At 69.0% G+C, this 22,148-nt stretch carries 13 protein-coding genes and 1 pseudogene; 7 read left to right on the top strand and 7 right to left on the bottom strand.

Annotated elements, in window-relative coordinates:
* Positions 1-16 precede the first annotated feature (16 nt).
* Positions 17-919, top strand: a complete 903-nt coding sequence (locus JGU66_05870) for an AraC family transcriptional regulator (protein MBJ6760281.1) — start codon at positions 17-19, stop codon at positions 917-919.
* Between the two features lie 134 nt (positions 920-1,053).
* On the opposite strand, the gene JGU66_05865 is transcribed toward JGU66_05870, so the two are convergent.
* Positions 1,054-2,064 carry a DUF1028 domain-containing protein gene (locus JGU66_05865; GenBank protein MBJ6760280.1) on the bottom strand — a complete coding sequence of 337 codons (1,011 nt, stop codon included), beginning with the start codon at positions 2,062-2,064 and terminating at the stop codon, positions 1,054-1,056.
* A 343-nt stretch (positions 2,065-2,407) separates the two neighbouring features.
* Here JGU66_05865 and JGU66_05860 point away from each other — a divergent pair, with 343 nt between their 5' ends.
* From JGU66_05860 to JGU66_05850, 3 genes are all read left to right on the top strand, one after another.
* The gene (locus JGU66_05860; protein ID MBJ6760279.1) at positions 2,408-3,706 is read left to right on the top strand and encodes an aminotransferase class I/II-fold pyridoxal phosphate-dependent enzyme; all 1,299 of its coding nucleotides are present in this window, start codon (positions 2,408-2,410) and stop codon (positions 3,704-3,706) included.
* 138 nt (positions 3,707-3,844) lie between these two features.
* Positions 3,845-5,137: an MFS transporter gene (locus tag JGU66_05855; protein MBJ6760278.1), complete on the top strand. Its 1,293-nt coding sequence runs from the start codon at positions 3,845-3,847 to the stop codon at positions 5,135-5,137.
* A 45-nt stretch (positions 5,138-5,182) separates the two neighbouring features.
* The gene (locus tag JGU66_05850; GenBank protein ID MBJ6760277.1) at positions 5,183-6,361 is read left to right on the top strand and encodes an NAD-dependent epimerase/dehydratase family protein; all 1,179 of its coding nucleotides are present in this window, start codon (positions 5,183-5,185) and stop codon (positions 6,359-6,361) included.
* Between the two features lie 59 nt (positions 6,362-6,420).
* Here JGU66_05850 and JGU66_05845 read toward each other — a convergent pair whose 3' ends face one another.
* Positions 6,421-8,775 carry an arylsulfatase gene (locus JGU66_05845; protein ID MBJ6760276.1) on the bottom strand — a complete coding sequence of 785 codons (2,355 nt, stop codon included), beginning with the start codon at positions 8,773-8,775 and terminating at the stop codon, positions 6,421-6,423.
* Positions 8,776-8,950: 175 nt separating this feature from the next.
* On the opposite strand from JGU66_05845, the gene JGU66_05840 reads away from it, so the two are divergent.
* Positions 8,951-10,615: a hypothetical protein gene (locus JGU66_05840; protein ID MBJ6760275.1), complete on the top strand. Its 1,665-nt coding sequence runs from the start codon at positions 8,951-8,953 to the stop codon at positions 10,613-10,615.
* A gap of 52 nt (positions 10,616-10,667) precedes the next feature.
* Here the strand turns inward: JGU66_05840 and JGU66_05835 are convergent, their stop codons facing one another.
* Together JGU66_05835 and JGU66_05830 are read right to left on the bottom strand one after the other, a co-directional pair.
* Positions 10,668-11,423 (bottom strand): hypothetical protein, encoded by a 756-nt coding sequence (locus JGU66_05835; GenBank protein MBJ6760274.1) that lies wholly within the window; start codon positions 11,421-11,423, stop codon positions 10,668-10,670.
* Positions 11,420-12,345: pseudogene (locus tag JGU66_05830) on the bottom strand (hypothetical protein). Before JGU66_05830 ends, JGU66_05835 begins: the two are co-directional and overlap by 4 nt.
* A gap of 334 nt (positions 12,346-12,679) precedes the next feature.
* Here JGU66_05830 and JGU66_05825 point away from each other — a divergent pair.
* Positions 12,680-17,689: a DNA topoisomerase 3 gene (locus JGU66_05825; protein MBJ6760273.1), complete on the top strand. Its 5,010-nt coding sequence runs from the start codon at positions 12,680-12,682 to the stop codon at positions 17,687-17,689.
* On the opposite strand, the gene JGU66_05820 is transcribed toward JGU66_05825, so the two are convergent.
* A complete protein-coding gene (locus JGU66_05820) occupies positions 17,666-18,292 on the bottom strand; it encodes a hypothetical protein (protein ID MBJ6760272.1) in 627 nt (208 codons plus the stop codon). The two genes, JGU66_05825 and JGU66_05820, sit on opposite strands and share 24 nt — an antisense overlap.
* 445 nt (positions 18,293-18,737) lie before the next feature.
* Here JGU66_05820 and JGU66_05815 point away from each other — a divergent pair, with 445 nt between their 5' ends.
* Positions 18,738-20,132: an MBL fold metallo-hydrolase gene (locus JGU66_05815; GenBank protein ID MBJ6760271.1), complete on the top strand. Its 1,395-nt coding sequence runs from the start codon at positions 18,738-18,740 to the stop codon at positions 20,130-20,132.
* A 7-nt stretch (positions 20,133-20,139) separates the two neighbouring features.
* Here the strand turns inward: JGU66_05815 and JGU66_05810 are convergent, their stop codons facing one another.
* The gene (locus JGU66_05810; protein ID MBJ6760270.1) at positions 20,140-21,600 is read right to left on the bottom strand and encodes a PLDc N-terminal domain-containing protein; all 1,461 of its coding nucleotides are present in this window, start codon (positions 21,598-21,600) and stop codon (positions 20,140-20,142) included.
* Between the two features lie 87 nt (positions 21,601-21,687).
* Positions 21,688-22,062 (bottom strand): DUF5335 family protein, encoded by a 375-nt coding sequence (locus tag JGU66_05805; GenBank protein ID MBJ6760269.1) that lies wholly within the window; start codon positions 22,060-22,062, stop codon positions 21,688-21,690.
* Between the last annotated feature and the right edge of the window lie 86 nt (positions 22,063-22,148).

Genomic DNA, 22,148 nt, shown 5'->3' with positions numbered 1-22,148 from the left:
TTTGCAGGAGTCCTGAATGAGCGATCCCATCTCGGAAATCATCGCGTTGCTGCAGCCGCGTGCCGTGCACTCGAAGCGAATCAGCGGGGCGGGCGCGTGGGGTGTGCGTTCTCCGCCATTCGGTCATCCGAGCTTCTGCGCCGTCCTCGAGGGCCGTTGCCGGCTCGCGGTCGATGGCGCGGGGCCCCTCATCCTGGAGCAGGGGGACTTCGTGTTGCTGCCCACGACCCCAGGCTTCGTGCAGTCGGGGGTCATGCCCGTGAAGCCCTCGCAGGTGTCGGCGCGGGCGAGCAATGCGACGGGGGGCGAGGTGCGCTACGGCGAACGGGGTGGCCGGCCCGATGTGCGGCTGTTGGGCGGCTATTTCGAGTTCGATTCCGCCGACGCGTCGCTGCTCGCGTCGCTCCTGCCCACGGTGGTGCACGTGCGCGGAGTCGAGCGGCTGTCGCAGCTCGTGCAGTGGGTCGGTGATGAGGCGATGGAACGGCGCCCTGGCCGCGAGCTCGTGCTGCGCCGCCTGGTCGAGGTGCTGTTGATCGAAGCGCTCCGCGTGGCCCCGGAGCACGACGCGCCGCCGGGGCTGTTGCGCGGGCTGGCGGACCCTCGCTTGGCGCCAGCGCTGCGTCAGATGCACGCCCGCGTCGCGCATCCGTGGACCGTGCCGCAGCTCGCGAAGGTGGCGGCCCTGTCGCGCTCGGCGTTCTTCGCGCGCTTCACGAAGGCGGTCGGCATGAGGCCGATGGAGTATCTGCTCGCGTGGCGAATGGCACTCGCGCGAAATCTGCTGCGTCGCAAGGACGCGGGGATCGCGGAGGTCGCTGAAGCGGTCGGCTACGGCTCCGCGAGTACGTTCAGCACCGCGTTCAGCCGGCACGTCGGGAAGGCGCCGAGACAGTTCGCCCGCCTTGCCGCGGCGTGACGTCTTGGGGCGTGCGTTCTGTCACTCGCGCCGACGGGAACATGCTCCGGGTTGGAGCATGCTCGGCGATGGTGGCGGGGGGAGGCGAGGCCGAAGGGGGGAGTCCTGAATCGGCCCAGCTCAGCCGTGAGGGGTCACGGCGCCGCCGCGGCCGGGGCGAGCGCGCGCGGGTCCACGTCGCGGATGAAGCGCACGAGCGGGCCGTCCACCATGCGCGTCCCATTCACCACGGTGGTGGGCTTCTCGAAGAAGCAGTTGTTCCAGACGAGTCCGGCCAGGGCCGTGTCCGCCGCGTCGGTCCACGTGCCGTCCATGGGGCCGTTGTAGTACCCCGTGCGGTGGAGCACCTTCTTGAGGTGCTTCACCGTGGGCTTGTCGAGCGGGATGCGGTCGGCGGGGTCCTGCGCGGCGAGCACGCCCAGGTATCGGTGGAGCTGCACGTCCAGCTCGTCCAGCGCGTTGTAGCTGCTGTTGACGACGGCGTCCGCCAGCACGTGCGTGTAGAAGGAGCTGTCCGCGGTGGTGTTCCACACGCGCACGACGCCCGAGCGCTCGCCGTTCACGTCACCGCCCACGCGCGCGCCGGCCTTGAGCGCCTGGAGCAGGCGCAGGGGGAAGCTGCCGGTGGCCTGCTCGAAGCCATCCGCCATGGCCTGGCAGATGGTGCCAGTAGACATGCTGTTGGCCTGGACGACGTAGGTGGCGCCCTTCACGGCGCACGTGGCGTCCGCGGTCTGGTTCCCGGAGGTCTGGCCCAGCGTGATGCTCCCGTCGGGGTGCAGCTTCACCGCGGCGAGCTGGCGGATGGGACCATAGGGGTCCTCGGCCATCACCGAGTCGATGGCGGCCTGGGGCGTGGCGCCGCCGTCGATGCGCGCGATGATGGCCTGGGCGTCATCCACCGAGGGCAGCGCCATGGTGGCGACGGCGATGTCCGAGCGCCCATAGGGAACCAGGGAGGTGATGCCCGTGGGGAACGAGATGACGGCCATGCCGCACTGATGTCCCACGGGGTCGCACGCCACGATGGCGCGCGTGCCAAAGATGCGCGTGTTGATGGACTTGGGCGGTGCGGCCTGCGCAGTACCCGCGCCGAGCATGAGGAAGGAAGAGAGGAGGAGCAGGCGCTGCGTCAGGTGCTTCATGGCGGAGCCTCGGCATGCAGAAGGGCCCCCGCCTCGAGCGCCCGCTCAAGCAGATTCCCTTCCAGGATGGAGTGGATGTCGCATGTCCTGGAACGGGGAGACTTTCGGGGCATATCGGCCTCGCGGGGCTCGCCCGGAAATCGTTGCGGCGTGTGCGTGACGTGTCCGATACCCGCGCCCGGCCGCCCCGCGCCCGAGCGGAACGGGGCGTCGTCCCCATGCCCGCGCTCGGAGGCCCTCGGGCATGCAGGTGGCTGAGACAGGCGGGGCGCGCCGCGTGTAGGGTCCGCCGGGCCGCGTATCGCGCCCCCTCTACCGACTCCGGAACTGGAGAGACCCTCTCATGGCCCTGGACCTCACTTCCCTTCCGCGCCCCACGCGTGACGACTCGACCGTCGGCACCATGGTGCGTGGGCTCGTTGGCAGCGAAATCCTCCGCATCGCGGCGGAGATTCGCGAGCTGGTCGCCAAGGGGCGCAAGGTGTGCAACCTCACGGTGGGCGACTTCAGCCCCAAGGAGTTCCCCATCCCGCAGGGGCTGGGGCAGGGCATCGGCGCCGCGCTCCAGGCGGGCGAGACGAACTACCCGCCCTCGGATGGTGTGCTGGAGCTGCGTCAGGCGGTGCAGCGCTTCTATGAGCGCTCGCTGGGCCTGAAGTATCCGCTGGAGGGAATCGTGGTGGCCGGCGGCGCGCGGCCCATCATCTATGGCACCTATCGGGCGGTGCTCGATGCGGGCGACGAGGTCATCTACCCGGTGCCCTCGTGGAACAACAACCACTACGCGCACATGCTCGGGGCCCGCAGCGTGGTGGTGCCCACGGACCCAGAGAAGGGCTTCATGCCCACGCTGGAGCAACTTGCTCCGCACCTCGCGACCGCGCGGCTCCTATGCCTGTGCAGCCCGCTGAACCCCACGGGCACCATGGTGGACCCGGGCGCGCTGCGTGCGATTGCCCAGCGCATCGTGGATGAGAACAAGTCGCGTGAGCAGCGCGGGCAGAAGCCGCTCATCCTGATGTACGACCACATCTACTGGGTGCTCACCTTCGGGAAGACGAAGCACGTGACGCCCGTGGAGCTGGTGCCGGAGATTGCCCCGTACACGGTGTTCGTGGATGGCATCAGCAAGGCCTTCGCGGCGACGGGCGTGCGCGTGGGCTGGGGCGTGGGTCCGCCGTCCATCATCTCGCGCATGCGCGACGTGCTGGGCCACGTGGGCGCGTGGGCGCCCAAGGCCGAGCAGGTGGCGACGGCGCGCTACCTGGATGACACCGCCGCGTGCGAGACGTACCTCCAGGCCATGCGCCGCAGCGTGGACGTGCGACTGGAGGCGCTGTACCAGGGCTTCGAGCGCATGCGCGCCGCCGGCCTTCCGGTGCGCGCCATCGCGCCGCAGGGCGCCATCTACCTGTCCGTCCGCTTCGACCTGGTGGGCAAGGGCGACCTGAAGACGAACGACGACATCCGCAAGCGGCTGCTGGAGAAGGCCAGCTTCGCGGTGGTGCCGTTCCAGGCGTTCGGCCTCAACGAGGACTCGGGCTGGTTCCGCCTCTCGGTGGGCGCCACGTCCGTGGCGGAAATCGAAGAGGCCCTCCCCCGCGTGGAGGCCACCGTGCGCGAGGTCCTCGCGGCGCGCTGATGGGACACGAGGGGCGCGGCGTCCCACTCCCGACACGGAGACGACGCCGCGCTTCCTTCAGTGGAATCCGGGAATAGCTATCTTGGGATAGGGTTTGAGCCGGCTCACCGAGAACGGCGAGACGCGCGACCTTCACCCATGCTCAAGCGATTCGTGGATGTTCGGGACGAGGAGGTCGGAGCGGTCCTCTGGTCCTTCCTCTACTTCTTCACGTTGATGTGCGGTTACGCCATCCTGCGGCCCATCCGAAACGAGATGGGGACGGCGGGTGACGTGAAGCACCTGTCGTGGCTCTTCACCGCCACGTTCCTCGTGATGCTGGTGGCGGTGCCGGCCTTCTCCGCGCTGGTGTCGCGGTGGCCTAGGCGCATCGTCATCCCGCGCGTCTACCGCTTCTTCCTCGTCAACCTGGTGGGCTTCTTCGTGCTGCTGCGCCTGGGCGTGGCGCGCGAGCACGTGGCCCGGGTCTTCTACGTCTGGCTGAGCGTCTACAACCTGTTCGTCGTCTCCATCTTCTGGAGCTTCATGTCGGACGTCTTTGCCAGCGAGCAGGGCAAGCGTCTCTTCGGCTTCATCGCGGCGGGCGGCACGGCCGGGATGATCGCCGGCCCGTTCCTGGTGGGCCGCCTGGCCGAGCCCGTGGGGCCGCTCAACCTCATCCTCGTCTCGGCGGTGATGCTGGAGGTCAGCGCGCTGTGCGTGCGCCGGCTCAGCCGATGGGCGCATGACGTGCAGCACCAGGCGCCCACGTCCGAGGGCCCGGTGGGCGGCGGCATGTTCGCGGGGCTGCGGCTGATGTTCACCTCGCCCTTCCTGTTGGCCATGGGCCTCCAGGTGTTGCTGTACGCGGCCACCTCCACGTTCCTGTACTACCAGGAGGTGCAGCTGGTGGCGGCGCACGCGAGCGACGCGGCGGCGCGCACGGCGGCGTTCGCGGACATCGACTTCTGGGTGCAGGTGCTGACGCTGGGGCTCCAGGCGCTCGTCACGGGGCGCATCATCTCGAAGCTGGGCTTGGCGGTGGCCATGGCGGTGGCGCCGGTGCTCACCGCGCTCGGGTTCCTGGCGCTCGCGGCGGTGCCCGTGCTGTGGATGCTCATCGCGGTGAAGTCGCTGCGCGGCGCGAGCCACTACGCGCTGGAGCGACCTTCGCGCGAGATTCTTTTCACCACGGTGGACAGAGAGGCTCGCTACAAGTCCAAGAGCTTCATCGACACGGTGGTGTACCGGGGCAGCGACACAGTCAGCTCGTGGCTCCAGGGCGGCCTCACCTCGCTGGGGCTGGGGAACGTGGGCCTGTCGTTGGTGGCGGTGCCGGTGGCGGGGCTGTGGCTGGGGGTGTCGATGTTCCTGGCCCGACGTCAGCGCGCGCGTGTCGAATCCGCATCGCCCGCAATGGTCGCTCCGGTGGAGAATGCGCCGGCCCGTTGAGGCGGGCATGCAGCGTCCCTTGCTGGACCCCGGAGGAACCCCGACATGAGGTGGACTCGCAGAGGTGTGATTCAGGGCGCGATGGTGCTCGGCGCGGCCCAGGCCCTGGGCTGTGCGACGACGAAGACGGGCGGCGCGGAGGCCCCGGCCTCGCGCGAGCAAGGCGCGGAGGCCTCGGGCCCCGCGAAGTCCCAACGCATCCTCATCCTCGGCGGGACGGAGTTCCTGGGCCCGGCGCTGGTGGACGCGGCGCGCGCTCGCGGCCACGTCGTGACGCTGTTCAACCGCGGCAAGACGCGGCCCGAGCTGTTCCCGGACCTGGAGAAGCTGCGCGGCGACCGCGACCCCAGCAAGGGCGAGGGACTCAAGGCCCTGGAGGGCCGCACCTGGGACGCCGTCATCGACACGTCCGGCTACTTCCCCCGGTTGGTGAAGGCCTCGGCGGAGCTGCTCGCGCCGCACGTGGGGCACTACGTCTTCGTGTCCTCCATCTCCGTCTACAAGGACCTGCGCGAGTACGGCATCGACGAGCGCTCGCCCGTGGCCACCATCGCCGATCCCACGATGGAGAAGGTGACGGAGGAGAGCTACGGCGCGCTCAAGGCGCTGTGCGAGCAGGCCGCGGAGACGGCCATGCCGGGCCGGTCGCTGAGCGTCCGCCCGGGGCTCATCGTCGGGCCGGATGACCCCTCCGACCGCTTCACGTACTGGCCGGTGCGCGTGGCGCGCGGGGGCGAGGTGCTCGCGCCGGGCGATGGCGAGGACCCGGTGCAGTTCATCGACGTGCGCGACCTGGCCGCGTGGCTCATCCACGGCGTGGAGCGCAAGCTGACGGGGACGTTCAACGCCACGGGCCCACAGGAGCCGGTGCCCATGCGCGCGCTGCTGGACACGTGCAAGCAGGCCACGGGCAGCGATGCGCGCTTCACCTGGGCGGACAGCGCGTTCCTGACGAAGCAGAAGGTGAACGCGTGGTCGGACATGCCCGTGTGGATTTCGCGCACGAGCGAGGAGAAGGGCATGGGCCGCGTGGGCATCACCCGGGCGCTGGCGCAGGGCCTCACCTTCCGGCCCACCGCGGACACCGTGCGCGACACGCTGGCGTGGTTCAAGACGCTGCCGCCCGCGCGTCAGGCCAAGCTGGAGGCGGGGATCGCGGACGCGCGCGAGCGCGAGGTGCTGGCCGCGTGGCGCCAGCAGCAGGGCTCCGCCAAGGCGCAGTGACGCCGCTCCCGAGGATGCGCTTGCGTCGGCGCATCCTCGGGGTGACTCGGGGTGATGTGCTACTGCCGCGCCAGCAGCGCGTTCTGCTCGGCCTTCTCGTCGTGGAGGTGTTCGCCGGACACGTCCACCACGACTTGATGGAGGTCGCCGGTGAAGTGGAAGGGCGCCTCGTACAGCGAGCTGGTGGGCGAGTAGTCATCGCGGCCGCAGGTGAGGCCCTCGCCCAGGCTGATGACCAGCGGCATGGTCGCGTCGATGTCGCTCTGGGCCACCAGGTCGCCGTTGATGTACAGGCGCCCGAGCCCCGGAGTGCCGCGCCCCTGCGCGAGGTCCGGTTGGCCGGTGGGCTCGAACTCGAAGCGCAGCTCCGCGTGTCCGCGAGGCACCTCCACCGCGGATTCGAGGTGGAACTCCCGCTCGCCCACGAAGTTGTAGAGGTAGTGCAGCTTGTGGTCCTTGATGAAGAAGCTGTAGCCGCCGGTGATGCCGCCGTGGCACAGCAGCACGCCCTCGGCGCCGTCCGTCACCTCCACGTCGGCGGTGATGGTGTGCGGGCGGTTGAGCACGTGCACGGCGACGTTCTCCGGCACGGGTGAGGTGTTGGGCCGGTACACGTAGCGCTGTCGGTCCGGGGAGATTTGGGGCCGCTCGGCGGAGAACACCGCGCGGTCCGGAGAGGCCAGGGGCAGCACCTGGTACTTGCCCGCCTCCACGTACCAGAGGGCAATCATCTCGATGAGCTTGCCGCGGTTCTGCTCGGCCACGTTGCGGGTCTCGGAGCAGTCCTCGGCCACGTGGTACAGCTCCCAGCCCTCGGCGTCGAGCCGGCGCAGCCGGTCCTCATCGAGCTTCGACGCGCCGAACTCCTCGCCCGCTTCCTTGAACGAGGGGCCCGGGAAGGGGCACACCGCGCGCCAGCCGTCGTGGTACAGCGCGCGGTTGCTGAACATCTCGAAGTACTGCGTCACGTGGCGGCTGGGCGCCTTCGCGTCCGCGAAGGTGTGCTTGAAGCTGACGCCCTCCAGCGGAGCCTGCGTGACGCCGCGAATCTGCTCGGGCGGGGTGATTCCCAGGCAGTCCAGCACCGTGGGCACCATGTCGATGGCGTGGCAGTACTGCGTGCGCAGCTCACCGCGCGCGGGGATGCCTCGCGGCCAGTGGACGATGAACGGGTCGGTGGTGCCGCCGCGATACGTCTCGCGCTTCCAGCGGCGGAAGGGCGTGTCACCGGCCCAGGCCCAGCCCCACGCGTAGTGGTTGAAGTAGCGCGGGCCGCCCAGCTCATCCATCGCCTCGAGGTTCTGCTGCAAGGACTCGGGCGTGTTGTTGAAGAACTTCAGCTCGTTCACCGAGCCGTGCGGACCACCCTCGGGGCTGGCGCCGTTGTCGGAGATGACCATGACGAGCGTGTTCTCCAGCTCGCCGCTCTCCTCCAGCGCGTCGAGCAGTCGGCCGATGTGATGGTCCGTGTGCTCCAGGTAGCCGGCGAACACCTCCATCATCCGCGCATAGAGGCGCTTCTCCTCGGGCGGGAGCGTGTCCCAGTCCTGCACGTCGGGGTCATGCCGGGACAGCTGCGTCCCGGGCGGCATGACGCCCAGCTCGAGCTGGCGCTGGAAGACCTTCTGGCGGTAGGCGTCCCAGCCGTCATCGAACTGGCCGCGGTACTTGTCCGACCACTCCTTGCGCACGTGGTGGGGCGCGTGCATGGCGCCGGTGGCGAAGTAGAGGAAGAAGGGCTTGTCGGGCGCGACCTGCTTGGTGTCCGCGATGAAGCCGATGGCGCGGTCCACCAGGTCCTCGGTGAGGTGGTAGCCCTGCTCGGGCGTGCGCGGCGGCGGGACGGGGTGATTGTCGTGGACGAGGTCCGGGTAGTACTGGTGCGTGTCACCGCCCAGGAACCCATAGAAGCGCTCGAAGCCGCGCCCCAGGGGCCAGCGGCTGTAGGGCCCGGCCGCGCTGGTCTGCTCCGCGGGCGTGAGGTGCCACTTGCCCAGCGCATACGTGTTGTACCCGTGCTCCAGCAGCATCTCGGAGAGGAAGCCGTTCTCGAACGGGATGGTGCCGTTGTAGCCGGGATAGCCGAGCGACACCTCGGTGATGGTCGCCATGCCATTGGAGTGATGGTTGCGACCGGTGAGGATGCACGAGCGCGTGGGCGAGCAGAGCGCCGTGGTGTGCATGTTGTTGTAGAGCAATCCGCCGCGCGCGAGCCGGTCCAGGTTCGGCGTGCGGATGGGCGAGCCGTAGCACCCCAGGTGCCCGAAGCCCGTGTCATCCAACACGATGAACAGCACGTTGGGCGCGCCCTGTCGCGCGCGGATGGGCGCGGGCCAGGCGGGCGATGACTGCTCCCACGTGCGGCCGATGACGCCGGGGAACGTGCTGCCCCGAGGGTATTCCTTGAGTGCCATGGTGTGTCCTCTTCGCGGAGCGGTGGCGAGGCTGCTCCGTGAAGAACTGGACACGATGGTGCCCGCGCGCCGCAGACCTTCGAGCGGGGGCGGGCGGGGCAGGCTCGGCCTGTTCGACACTTGACGCCTGGCGGACGCGCCTCAAGCATGGGCGCGCGAGCCAGGGAGCGACCGGATGTTCTTCTACTTCGAGTGTCAGAGCTGCAAGAAGGTCAGCGACCTCATCCCCGAGAGCGAGCTGCCTGACGAGACACCGCAGTGCTCCCGGTGCTCGAAGAAGTTCGGGCCGAGCAACAAGGTCGAGCGCATCGCGGTCAACTACTACGTCTTCCACTGCCGGAAGTGCGACTACACGTCGGGGATGTGCTCCGCGCTGGACTACCCCACGCAGAAGGGCATCCGGCCACCATGCCCCAAGTGCGCCAAGGTGGAGGACGTCTACTTCGTCAAACCGCACGTGAAGGACAAGCCCGCGCGGCTGAAGAAGCGCAAGAACCCGGGGCTGCTCCCGCCCGACGAGGTCACGGACCTGGGGCTCTATCAGACCGAGGACCTGGAGGAGACCGCCGACGACGAGCTGTTGCAGACGGTCAAGAAGGGCAAGCGCACGTTGGAGCCGTTCCAGGACGAGGACGACCAGGTGCGCCTGTTCAAGCTGGAGCCGACCTCCTCGAGCGCGAAGCTGGCGCGCAGCGAGTCGCACTACCAGGCGAAGAAGCAGTTCCGGAAGGCGTTCAACAAGCGCTTCGGTGAACTCTCCGACCAGCGCAACCCGATGAAGACGACGACGCACGTGGGCACGTCGGTCCCGTTCTCGCAGTACCAGAAGGAGATGGGGCACACCGAGACCATCGACGGCGTGAAGTACCCGAAGATGAGCAAGTCCTCGCCGGTCATCGTGAACGGGGCCAAGCTCATCGACCGGTCGGTGACGTGGGACTACCGCGAGCTGGGGCCCAACTCGTTCCTGCGGCGCCTCTGCTCGCTCGTGTACGTGGTGGAGTTCAACGGGGGCGGGGACTCGAACAACCCGGTGGAAGTCCAGGCCATGTGGGTCAACGGGTCGCTCTTCCTGTCGACGAACAACTACACGTTCTCCAAGTCCTTGCTGGAGGCGCTCCAGACAGAAGGGACGGTGGCGGCGTTCCTGGGCAAGCTCAAGCTGCCGGACACGACGTCAGGCAGCTACGACACCGCGCTGCGCAACTTCGGCAACGAGCACAAGGCGAAGCTCGGCGTGTATCGCGAGGAGATCGTCAAGAACACGTACCCGGACTACTTCCGGTTCAAGTGGGAGAACGACTTCAACCAGCTGCGGCTCGCCATGCGGTGGACCCAGGCGAACATCGAGGGGCTCACCATCTCGAAGGACGAGGACGAGGACGGCTACCGACACTGGAGCGTCGACTCGACCATCGAGACGGGCAAGGTCTACGTGGTGCTCCCCAAGGCGCTCACGAAGGGCGAGGGGCAGACCTACTTCAAGAAGAAGAAGATCCACGCCGAGCAGCTCTTCTACCCCATCCTGATGCAACTCAATGGCGCGGGGAAGATGAGCCTGTTCTCGCCTGCGTTCGTCGGCGGCGTGAAGACGCCGTGCCGCACCTGCTACGAGGTCCTCCAGGACGCGTCGCGGGTGCTGGGCGACAAGCTCATCCTGCCCACGGACGCGTTCGGGCACTACTGGGCCGCGTCGGGCATGCATCTTCCCAAGAAGGTGTTCCCGTCGAAGCTGGAGACCCTCGCCTTCGGCTCGAAGAAGAAGATCGAAGAGGGGTCAATCACCCTCTTCTCCACGGAGATGCCGCCCTCGCCCAAGCGAGACGACGAGGACGACTGAGCGATGGGGCGCGCCGTCTCGCGCAGTCATCTTGAGGAAACTCCCAGCGAGGTCAACGCGCTGCCCGTCCACCGATCTCCGGAAACCGCTGGTAGGCGCGCTGGAGCGCATCCAAGTGGGCGGGGTTCTCCAGGTCGAGCGGCGCGTCGGTGAGCTGCACGACCCAGCCGCCCGATGCCGTGCGCTGTGACCGTGACAGCAGCTCGGCGTCGCGAGCGGGATCCGGGAACCCGAGCACCCGTGCGGTCGCTGCTGACCAGTAGTTCAGCCAGCCGAGGTAGTAGGGGAGCTCGGGTGCGAGGAGCTGCTCGAAGCGCTTGAGTGCGGGCAATCCTCGGGGCGGCGACGGTGGCCCAGCCAGCGTGGGTGCTATCTGCTCCGCGATATCCAGCGCGGCACGGTCCGGTGTCGCGCGGCCCCAGAGCGCACGCGTGCCTTCCGCCACGTTCACCAACACATTCGTTGCGGCCGTGATGACGGCCGCGTCCAATGGCAGGTCGGCATGGACATCGAGCAGCGCCTGTCCTCCGGGGGCCTGGCTGGCGGGCATCTTCAATCCGGCGATTGTCACCGGGGAGCGCTCGTCACCGTTGCAGAGCAATGGGAACTTCCCGCGTGTCGCTGCTTCAGCAAGCCACGCACCGCGTTCCGGTAGGGCAACGAGCCGTCCGTCCTTGGAGACCTGCCACTCCAGACGCACGCCAGGGAGTGCCTCCTCCAGTCCTTCGACGGCAGCAAGCGGACGGCCGTCGTCGCTCGTGAGCGCGGGGGCGTAGACCGCGAGGAGAAGGCGACGTTGCGCGGTCATCGTTCGCATCCCGTGACGACGATGGTGAGCCTGGGCTCTCGTTGCCGCAGCGCGGCTTTGTGCGCGGCGCTGCTTACCCCGACCACGAAGCCATATCCACAAGCCGAAGCGATGTCGCGCTCCTCCCGCAGTTCCTCCACGCCGTCGATGGCCACCTGATTCTGAAGAAAGAGCGAGTACGTATCGAGCTGGTCGGTCTTGATTTCCCACAGCACGCGCGCGCCCACTTGCAGCGCGTCGAAGTGCTTGCCGTCAACGAGCACGTCCATCCCGGGATACCGGTTGGGCGGAACCCTATCGGCACACCTGTCATGCGCGGCATCGCCCCCGCGGTGTGGCACTGGGATTGGCTCGCAACTGGCGCGGCTCGTCCGGTCCGTAGGGATAGGAGGCACGGGAGGCTGCCAGTCCTGCCCCGCGGGCTCAGGCTCCCGCTTGGGCTTCCGCTGCGCTACGGCCTCACGAGGAGAGACCTTCGTTCCTCGCGGGGTTCCTGCTTCCTCGAGATAGGCGTGGTGCAGTTCATACGCATCCAGCTCTTCCTTGATGGCGATGGCGACCACCACCCCCCCCCAAGAACGATGCCTGCGCCCACGACAATCTCGGGAGCCGTCAACACGCAAAGGCCAACGCCCACGGCGGCGGCGCCCGCGGAAGCGATCGCGCATCGTCCCGTGGTGTCGTGGAACTCGATCCGCTCGTGGTCGAGGGACTGGTAACACCGCTCCACCAACACCGGCCAGGGTTGGGAAGCTTCGCGCACGACGCACCGCCCACCGTCCAGCCAGGGCAGCGGCGCTGCTCGCTGGAGGTTCGCACTCCTTGAGGTCTGCGATGTCGGGCGTTCTGGGCGCGGCGGCGGCGTCGCGCATGCCGTGAGGAAGAGGAGGATCGCGGCGCCAGCACGGAGTCGCGCGACCATTCGACGATTCCTAACAGAGGAGCGTCGCACCTCGACTGCACTTGCCCGGCACGCTCAGTGACGGCGTGCATGCAATGGTCCCTCCTGCTCGGCGACGTGGGCGGCTCGGTCACCTTTCCGGGGCGGCCTTGAAGGTGTTCTTGCTGGCCTCCGAGAGGCGACGGGGCGAGTCGGCTGGCTGTTCGCTGCCCGGGCAGCCCTCTTGAGTAGGGACACAGGGGCCTCCCTCATGTCAGCCTGAGGCGATAGGGGTGCAGGTGGGCCGCGTGTGGCGCGGGTCCGTCCGGGGTTGGACGGGCAGGGCGGGAGGGGAGATGCCGTGAGGTGGGACGCAATGGGCGAGTCGCCCGGGTGGAACAGGTCGGATTCCCGGGACGTGGGCGCGGAAGGCTCGGCGTCCCGCGCGGGTCGCGGGTCCATCACCGCCGTGGTGGCGGAGAAACCCTCCGTCGCACGCGACATCGCCCGCGTGCTCGGCGCCCATGAGCGCGGCGAGGGCTTCCTCCGTGGCAACGGCTACCTGGTGACGTGGGCCATTGGCCACCTGGTGGGCCTGGCTCAACCGCATGACATCCGGCCCGAGTGGAAGCGCTGGAATCGCTCGCACCTGCCCATTCTGCCCGGTGACTGGCCGCTGGTCGTCTCCGAGCAGACCCGCTCCCAGTTCGAGATCGTCCGGCGCGTGCTGACCGCGGCCGAGGTGTCCCAGGTGGTGTGTGCCACGGACGCCGGTCGCGAGGGCGAACTCATCTTCCGTTACATCTACGAGGCCGCCGGATGCCGCAAGCCCGTGCGGCGCTTGTGGGTGTCCTCGCTCACCGAGCAGGCCATCCGTGAGGGCTTCCGCCAGCTGAAGGACGGCCGCGCCTACGAGCCGCTGTACGCGGCGGCCATGGGACGCAGCCGCGCGGACTGGCTGGTGGGCATGAACCTGTCGCGCCTGTACTCGCTGGCGCACGACGACGTGCTCAGCGTGGGGCGCGTGCAGACGCCCACCCTGGCCATGGTGGTGGAGCGAGAGCTGGCCATCCGCGACTTCGTCCCGCGCGATTACCTGGAGGTCGTGGCCACCTTCGCGCCACAGGGCAAGGACGTGCCTCCGGGGACGAAGTACCAGGGCACGTGGTTCCGCTCGGGGCCGGATGGAAAGCCGGTGATTCCTCCCGGCATGGAGGGCGTGCGCGAGTCGCGGCGTCTGGACGCGGACGGCGCCGAGGCCGGAGACGTCATCGCGCGAGTGAAGCGCGGGCGCGCGGCGGTGGAGTCGCTGGACTCCGAGACCAAGCGGATGCCCGCGCCGCTCCTATATGACCTGACGGAGCTTCAGCGCCACGCCAACCGCTTGTATGGCTTCAGCGCGCAGCGGACGTTGGAGATCGCCCAGGCGCTGTATGAGAAGCACAAGCTGCTGAGCTATCCGCGCACGTCCAGTCGCCACTTGTCCCAGACCGTGGCGGACACCTTGCCGGAAGTGGTCCGCGCCATCCGTGCGCCCTACGAGGAGGACCTCGCCCCCGGCACGGGGACGCGTCCGTTGGGCAAGCGGTACGTGGACGACGCGAAGGTCACCGACCACCACGCCATCATCCCCACGCTCACGTCGCCGGAGTCCGTGCGGCTGTCTCCGGACGAGCAGCGCCTCTATGACCTCGTGTGCCGGCGCTTGCTCCAGGCGTGGCATGAGGACCACGTGTGGCAGGTGACCACGGTCATCACCGCGGTGTCGTCACCGGGCGCGTCGGGTCCACTGGTGGATCGCTTCCACAGTGCGGGCACGCAGGTGGAGCGGGTGGGCTGGAAGGTGCTCGACATTGGAGGCGGGCAGAAGGCGCCGCGCCTCCGGGACTCGCGCAAGGGCGACGACAAGGACGACGAGCCCGAGGACGAGTCGCAGGTGCTGCCGCCGATGCTCCAGCGGGGACAGCCCCAGACGGTGGAGGACGTGAAGGCGGTGAAGAAGCGCACGCGTCCGCCGCCGCGCTTCACGGACGCCACGCTGCTGACCGCGATGGAGTCCGCGGGTCGCTCGTTGGATGAGAAGGAGCTGGCGGACGCGATGCGTGAGACAGGGCTGGGAACGCCCGCCACGCGCGCCGCCATCATCGAAGTGCTGCTGGAGCGCGAGTACCTGCTGCGCCAGGGCAAGCGGCTGGAGGCCACGGAGAAGGGCATCCACCTCATCCAGGTGGTGCACGCGGACGTGAAGACGCCCGCGATGACGGGTCAGTGGGAAGCGTGGCTCCAGCGCATCGAGCGCGGCGAGGGACGGCTCGACGAGTTCCTGCGCGGCATCGAGAAGTACGTCATCGAGGTCGTGGGCCGCATGCCCAAAGGGCCCGCGCCCGCGTCGTCTCCGCCCCCGGCCCGTCGCCCTGCCGAGGCCGCGTTTTCTGACAGCCGCGTGGTGACGGGCTCGGCGCGAGGCCTGCCGACCCCCGCGTATGCACCGCCGCCGTCGAGTGGGCAGGCGCACCGCATGGATGGAGCCCAGGGACGCGCCCGTCTCGATGAGGGTTTTAGCGGCGTGGATGCTTCGCGCCAGCACGGGACGATGGGGCGCACTCATGCCGAGGATGGCTTGCGTGGTGCGGATCCTTCGCGCCCGCACGGTGGGTTGGGACTCGCTCGCGCCGAGGAGGCTCGAAGTGGGACGAACTCCCTTGGGGAGAGGCTTGCTCAGGCCGCGCGCGTAGGGAGCGACGGGGCGCGATTCGAGTCGGAGACGCAGATGCGGCCCGGCTTCGCGGGCGGTGGCTCCGCCGACGTGGCGTCTCGTGTGTCGGGTTCTGTGGATGCGCCTCGCGAGGGACAGCGCGGCGGGCTGCTCGTTGCGGACGCGAGCGTTGGTGCTCGGGCCTCAACGGGGGGCGCAGGTGCAGCTCCGTCGGCGGGATGGGATGGGCGCACGCCGTCGCGTGATCAGCGCCGCGCACAGGAGCAGGAGGACGACGACGCGCCCACGCCTGCGCGAAAGAGCCGCCGCGCGCAGACCGAGGCGAGCCGGCCCGATAGGGTTCATCGTGCACCCACGCCCTCGAATCAGCTTCGCGGACTGTTGAAGGCCGCCTTCGGGTTCTCGGACTTCCGTCCGTACCAAGAGGCCGTGTGTCGCGCGGCCACCGAGGGTGAGGACCTGCTGCTCGTGATGCCCACGGGCGCGGGCAAGTCGCTGTGCTACCAGCTCCCGGGGCTCGCACGGGCTGGCACGACCCTGGTGGTGAGCCCGCTCATCGCGCTGATGGAGGATCAGGTCCTGCGACTCCAGTCCTTGGGGTTCGCGGCGGACCGCATCCACTCGGGCCGAGACCGCGCCGCGTCTCGGCAGGTCTGTGCGGACTATCTGGAAGGCAAGCTCGACTTCCTCTTCATCGCTCCCGAGCGCCTGGGGGTGCCCGGGTTCGGAGAGTTCCTCGCGCGCCGCACGCCCGCGCTCATCGCCATCGACGAGGCGCACTGCATCTCGCAGTGGGGCCATGACTTCCGGCCTGACTACCGACTGCTGGGCGCGCGCTTGCCCCTGCTGCGTCCCTCGCCCGTCGTGGCCCTCACCGCGACGGCGACCCCGGATGTGCAGAAGGACATCGTTCAGCAGCTCGGACTGCGTGGGGTTGGTGGCGGCAACGGTCCGGCGCGCACGTTCATCCACGGCTTCCGACGCACCAACATCGCCATCGAGGTTCGTGAGCTGAATCCGAGCGGACGCGGAGATGCCATCCGCGAGCTGCTCGCGGAGCCCGAGCACCGGCCCGCCATCGTCTACGCGGCCACGCGCAAGCACGCCGAGCAGTACGCGGAAGCGCTCTCCGCCGAGTTCCCGTGCGCTGCGTACCATGCGGGTCTCTCGCCCGCGGAACGCGACCGCGTGCAGGCCGCATTCCTCAAGGGCTCGCTGGAGGTCATCGTCGCGACGACGGCCTTCGGCATGGGCATCGACAAGCCGGATGTCCGCACCGTCATCCACGCGGCCCTGCCCGCGAGCATCGAGGGCTACTACCAGGAGCTGGGGCGCGCGGGTCGAGATGGAAAGCCCTCGCGCGCGGTTCTGCTGCACTCCTTCGTGGACCGGCGCACGCACGAGTTCTTCCACAAGCGCGACTACCCCGAGCCCCGCGTGCTGGAGCGGCTCTATCAAGCCACTGCGGCCGTGCCGGAGCCGAAGGTCGCGCTCCAGGCGCGCGTGCGCATGGATCCGGACGTCTTCGACAAGTCGCTGGAACAGCTCTGGATTCATGGCGGCGTGGAGATGACGCCGGATGAGACGGTGCAGCGCGGGCGGCCGTCCTGGGTGCCCGCGTATGTGGCGCAGCGCGAGCGCAAGCAACTGCACCTGGAGCAGATGGGCCGGTACGCGGAGGCCCATGGCTGCCGCATGCGTCAGCTCGTGGCGCACTTCGGTGACGTGCAGGACTCGGGTGCCGCGTGCGGGCTGTGTGATGTCTGCGCGCCCGACTCCTGCGCGATGGTGCGCTTCAGCGAGCCTTCCGCCGTGGAGGCCCATGCGCTGGGACGCATCCTGGAGTCCTTGCAGGAGCGAGATGCCCAGGCCACGGGCCGCATGCATCGCGAGCTGTATGGCGAGTCGCTGTCTCGTCGCGACTTCGAGCGGCTGGTGGGCGGGCTCGTTCGCGCGGGGCTGACGCGGCTGGAGGAGGACTCGTTCGAGAAGGATGGACAGGTCATCCACTTCCAGCGGCTGGCCCTGACGGACACAGGACGCCGCACGCGCGCGATTGCTCCGGGACAGGTGGTGCTCCCCGCGGCGCAGGAGCCCTCCGCGTCCAAGAAGCGCAAGGGAAAGGGCGCGCGCAAAGGCGCGGAGAAGACGCCCAAGCGCGCGTCGCGAAAGAGCGCGGCGAAGGGGCGCGCGGGCACTCGGACCCGTGCTGGCGCGAGCGAGGGACGCTCGGAGGATGCTGCGGCGCCACGCGGCTCTGGTGCGAAGGCGCCCGCGGGATGGCGCAAGGGCGCGTTGCCGGAGGCGCCTCCGCAGCGAGCCTCGTGGAATGCGTCTCGGCTCGCGGCGGACGAAGAGGAGTGGAGTGAGCCCTCTGGGGACGAAGAGGTTGCTTACGAGGGCGCGCGCTCGCGCCGTGCTGGAGGACGGGGCGCGGCGGCCGCCGAGGCCTCTCCGGTGCTCGTCGAGTCACTGAAGGCGTGGCGCCTCGCGGAGGCGCGGAAGCGGCGCGTGCCTGCGTTCCGCATCCTCACGGACCGGGTGTTGGGGGCCATCGCCTCGGCTCGGCCCGCCACGGGCGCCGAGCTGATGTCGATTCACGGCGTGGGGCCCGCGCTCACGGAGCGCTACGGCGCGCAGTTGCTCTCACTGGTGGCCCGGCGTGGATGAGCCGGGAGCACCACGCCAGCGATAGCCCGCCTCAGCGAGGATTCGGGACAGGGTCGTCTTCGAGTCCTCCAGCCACATGATGCAGTACTCGGGGTTGACCCCAATGCCCTCCTCGACGAGGTCCACGAATGCCGCGGGGATGTACGCCAGGACGTAGCCCCGCATCGCCTCGGTCTCAAGCGGATCGCAGAACTTCGAGTCGATGAAGTAGCTCACCCACGTGTCCCAGGGCGGGGTGTTGTGGATATCGAAGAAGTCCGTTGTGACGCTGGCTGCGCCCCCGTCGCTGGTGTTGTCCTCGGGCCAGTAGACGAGGAGCCGGCCTGGGAGCTTGTCCCATTCGATAGGGGAAACTGGGATGCGGTGGGTCAAGAGGGCCTTCGTGCGCTGGTCGTCGATGTCTCTGACGAGCCAGTCCGGTGTCTGGCTCAAGATGCCGAACCGTTCGGTATCCAGCGGGTTCTCAAGCTTGCGCAGGCACCGCTCATTGTCGCCGAGCACCGCGTTGGCTTCACACCACGCGGCGGCCTCCGCAACCTTTTCGTGCAGATGGGACAAGGGTGAGCTGGTCCAGAGATCGGCGTAGAGGAAGCGCTCTTTCATGGTGCGCGCACTCTATGCCCGCTCGCACCGTGCCTGGCGCTGACGGATCCGCCTCCGCTCCTCTGTCACCGAGTCACCTCACGCTGACCCTGTCATGACGTGAGCGTGCTCCGCGCGTCGCAATCCCTGGCATGAACCTCAGTGACGCATCGTTCAGTGTCGAGGCTCGTGCCCGCTCGACAGGGGGCGGGCGGCCGGGGGCAGGGCGGCCCGCGATGGACGGGTTGCCTTGCCCGAATGAGACGGGGCGCACCCACTTGCTCCACCGGCACTGCTCCGCGTGTCCCGAGGGAAGGCGGCAAGCGTGGAACGTCTCGGCCCGCTCGACGGAGGGCAGGGCGGACGACCAGACGCGGAGTCATGGCCCCGGTCCGCCGGGGCAGTGGGGTGGGGGCACCCTCGGCTTCACGTTTTCGGCTCCAAACCCGGGCAGGAGGGGCGCACGATGGAACTGGGCTTCGAGACGATCGGCAACGCCACGCTCATCTGTCACGACCATGGACCTGTGCTGGTCACGGATCCATGGGTGGATGGCAGCGCGTACTTCGGAAGCTGGACCCTGTCGCACGAGGTTCCTCCCGAGCAACGCGCCGCCATCCAGCAGTGCCCCTTCGTCTGGCTGTCTCACGGGCACCCGGATCACCTCAGCATGGAGACGCTGGAGAAGCTGCGGGACCGGACGCTGCTCGTGGCCAATCACTTTGGCGGGCGCATCCGCGATGACCTGCGCGGCATGGGCTTCTCCGTGCACGTCCTGCCGGACCGGGTGTGGACGCAGCTGTCGCCGCGCATCCGCGTGCTGTGCATCCCCGATGTGAACCAGGACTCGGTGCTGCTCGTGGACGTGGGCGGGCGATTGCTCGTCAACCTCAACGACGCGGGAGACCGAGGCTGGGGCCGCTTCGTGCGCAAGGTCGTCCGCGAGTACGACGAGTCCTATCTCCTGGCGCTGTCCGGCTACGGCGACGCGGACATGATCAACTTCTTCACCGAGGACGGGCAGCGCATCCCGCCCTACGCCGCGCGCAAGACGCCCGTGGGGCGCACCATCGCGCGGCAGGCGGAGCAATACGGGGTGCGCTACTTCGTGCCCTTCAGCTCCATGCACAAGTACCAGCGCGCCGACAGCGTCTGGGCCTCCGCGTACACCACCACGCTGGACGACTACGCGCGGGGCTTTGAGTCCCAGACGTGCACGCTGTTGCCCGCGTTCATCCGCCGCGACTTCACTCGCAACGCGGTGGAGCAGCTCCATCCTCGCGAGCGGGCCCTCCACCCGGTGGACCCCAAGGAGTTCGGCGACGACTGGGGCGAGCTGCTGGAGAAGGAGGAGGCCCAGGCGCTCCAGGAGTACTTCCGCGCCATCCATCACCTGAAGGACGCGCTGGACTTCGTGCGCTTCCGCGTGGGCGGCCAGGACCATGTCATCGAGTTCCATCGCCGCCACTTCCGCCGCGGCATCACCTTCGAGGCGCCGCGCCAGTCGCTCGCGACGGCGGTGCGCTATCGGGTGTTCGATGACCTGCTCATCGGCAACTTCATGAAGACGACGCTGCACGGAGAGTTCGGGCAGCGGGGCCTCTATCCGGACTTCAGTCCCTACGTGGCCAAGTACGCGGACAACGGTCAGGCGCGCACGCGCAACGAGCTGCGCGAATACTTTGGCGAGTATCGCCGGAGGGACCCGTTGGGCTTCCTGCGCTCGCAGGTGGAGACGCACTGCATCCGTCCGCTCCAGACGCAGTCCGCGGAGCTGCTGCGTTCGCTGGTGCCCGCGGACTCGGCGTTCTTCCGGACGGCCAAGGAGACCTACTGGCGAGCGCGCCGCGTGCTCCTGTGACGCGGCCTCACAGATAGGGCGAGAGCAAGCGCGCCAGCCCATCGCGCAGGCGCACCGGCAGCGCGCGGCCGTCCACCTCCTCCAGGGGGAGCTGCCGCGCGCGTTGCTGGCGCGCGTCGATGAGGGCCCCCAGCGTCGCGGCCAGCGCCGGGTCGTAGCACTCCACATCGAACTCGAAGTTGAGGCGCAGCGAGCGCGGGTCCCAGTTGGCGGAGCCCACCAGGGACCAGACGCCATCGACGACCATGAGCTTCGAGTGGTCGAACGGGGGCGCGGTGAGGAAGACACGGCAGCCGGGGCGCAGGACCTCCCAGAGCTGCGCGGTGCTGGCCCACTGCACCACGGGGAGGTTGCCTCGCTCGGGCAGCAGGATGTCCACCTGCACGCCGCGGAGCGTGGCCACGTTGAGGGCGGTGATGAGCGCGGCGTCCGGGAGGAAGTACGGCGTGAGGATGCGCACGGACGTCCGCGCCGTCGCGAGCGCGCCGAGGAGCACCATGCGCAGGGTCTCGAAGTCCTCGTCGGGGCCGTCGGGAATGCCGCGCGCCAGCACGGCGCCCCGAGGCTCCAGCACCGGGAACCAGGCCTCGCCCTGGAGGTGCTCGTGGGTGGTGAAGGCCCAGTCCTCGGCGAAGATTTCCTGGAGCTGCCCCACCACGGGGCCCTCCAGTCGGAAGTGCAGGTCCCTGGCGGCGTGCTCGCCCGGGAGGAAGTCCTTGCGGATGTTCATGCCGCCGGTGAAGCCCACGCGGCCGTCCACCACCATCAGCTTGCGGTGGTTGCGCAGGTTCATGAAGGGCAGCCGGTAGGGCGCCCACGAGGGCAGGAAGCGCGCGGCCGGCACCTTCGCGCGGCGCAGGCGTCCCATGATGGGAGGCCACGTGTAGCGCGAGCCCACGGCATCCACGAGCACGCGCACCTCCACGCCGCGCCCCACGGCGGCGGAGAGCGCGCGCACGAACAGATGGCCCGCGGGGTCGTTGTCGAAGATGTACGTGGCCAGGGACAGCGTGTGCCGGGCCTGCGCGATGGCCTCCAGCATGGCGGGGTAGGCGTCCGTGCGGGACTCGAGCACGGTGAGCTGGTTGCCCGGGAGCAGCGGCCGGTGCATCACCGCGTCGCCCAATCGCACGAGCGGGGCGAGGTGCGCGGCGGCGGGTTGCTGGAGGCCCACGCGCTCGGCGGTGAGGGGCGGGGCGGCGGGCGCGGAAGGGTAGCGGCCGTGCTCCTGCCTGAGGGTGAGGGAGCGCGCGCGGCGGCGGATGCGATTGATGCCGAGCAGCAGATACAGCACGGCGCCCACCACGGGCACCAGCCACACCACGCCCACCCAGCCCACCGTGGCGCGGACATCTCGCTTGTGCAGCACCGCGTGCGCCGTGGCCAGCACGCTGACCAGCACGGTCAGGAGGGCCACCACGTGGGGCCACAGCGAGACTGCCCAGGTGACGACGTCCATGGACCCCATCGTGCGCGAGGACGGCGAAGAAAGGCAGGCACCCTCCGGGAATGGAGGATGCCCGCCCCTCGGGCGTCGCTCGTGGGGACAGGTGGGTCAGGTGGTGGAGGGCAGCTCCTCGCTCGCCCGCGGCTCATCGAAGTAGATGAGCGTCTTGACGTGGTCCGCGTCCTCGATGTCGAGGCACTCCAGCTCGCCGCTGTCGCTCTCCTCCGCGTAGATGTGGTTCGGCGAGAAGATGCGGTGGGTGATTTCGTCGCCTGGGCGGCCGACCATGACCTCGATGGCGCCCTGGTCGCTGCCCTTCTCCTCCAGCGCGATTTCGATGAGCGGCAGCCGCTGGGCCAGGGGTTGCTCGCCCGTGTCCTCGCTGTCCGTTTCGATGCGCACCCAGTGGTCGCGCTCGAGGCTGCTCAGCAGGGAGAGATAGTCCGCCCAGCCCGAGCGGGGGATTTCACGAGTGTGGTGCATGCAGGTGCCTCCGCTTCCCGTTTCATGGCCAACCGTAAGGCGCGTGGGCCCGCGGTGAGCGACGGGCTTGCTCACCCGTCGCGTCG

It is taken from the genome of Myxococcaceae bacterium JPH2 (genome assembly GCA_016458225.1).
Taxonomy (GTDB): domain Bacteria; phylum Myxococcota; class Myxococcia; order Myxococcales; family Myxococcaceae; genus Citreicoccus.
The sequence above is the reverse complement of the archived record's forward strand: the minus strand, read 5'-3'. Positions and strand labels throughout refer to the sequence as shown.

Coding starts and splice junctions, on each gene's coding strand:
- JGU66_05860 (MBJ6760279.1), top strand. CDS start 2,408: ATGGCCCTGGACCTCACTTCCCTTCCGCGCCCCACGCGTGACGACTCG.
- JGU66_05815 (MBJ6760271.1), top strand. CDS start 18,738: ATGGAACTGGGCTTCGAGACGATCGGCAACGCCACGCTCATCTGTCAC.
- JGU66_05805 (MBJ6760269.1), bottom strand. CDS start 22,062: ATGCACCACACTCGTGAAATCCCCCGCTCGGGCTGGGCGGACTATCTC.
- JGU66_05810 (MBJ6760270.1), bottom strand. CDS start 21,600: ATGGGGTCCATGGACGTCGTCACCTGGGCAGTCTCGCTGTGGCCCCAC.
- JGU66_05835 (MBJ6760274.1), bottom strand. CDS start 11,423: ATGACCGCGCAACGTCGCCTTCTCCTCGCGGTCTACGCCCCCGCGCTC.
- JGU66_05845 (MBJ6760276.1), bottom strand. CDS start 8,775: ATGGCACTCAAGGAATACCCTCGGGGCAGCACGTTCCCCGGCGTCATC.
- JGU66_05840 (MBJ6760275.1), top strand. CDS start 8,951: ATGTTCTTCTACTTCGAGTGTCAGAGCTGCAAGAAGGTCAGCGACCTC.
- JGU66_05820 (MBJ6760272.1), bottom strand. CDS start 18,292: ATGAAAGAGCGCTTCCTCTACGCCGATCTCTGGACCAGCTCACCCTTG.
- JGU66_05865 (MBJ6760280.1), bottom strand. CDS start 2,064: ATGAAGCACCTGACGCAGCGCCTGCTCCTCCTCTCTTCCTTCCTCATG.
- JGU66_05855 (MBJ6760278.1), top strand. CDS start 3,845: ATGCTCAAGCGATTCGTGGATGTTCGGGACGAGGAGGTCGGAGCGGTC.
- JGU66_05870 (MBJ6760281.1), top strand. CDS start 17: ATGAGCGATCCCATCTCGGAAATCATCGCGTTGCTGCAGCCGCGTGCC.
- JGU66_05825 (MBJ6760273.1), top strand. CDS start 12,680: ATGGGCGAGTCGCCCGGGTGGAACAGGTCGGATTCCCGGGACGTGGGC.
- JGU66_05850 (MBJ6760277.1), top strand. CDS start 5,183: ATGAGGTGGACTCGCAGAGGTGTGATTCAGGGCGCGATGGTGCTCGGC.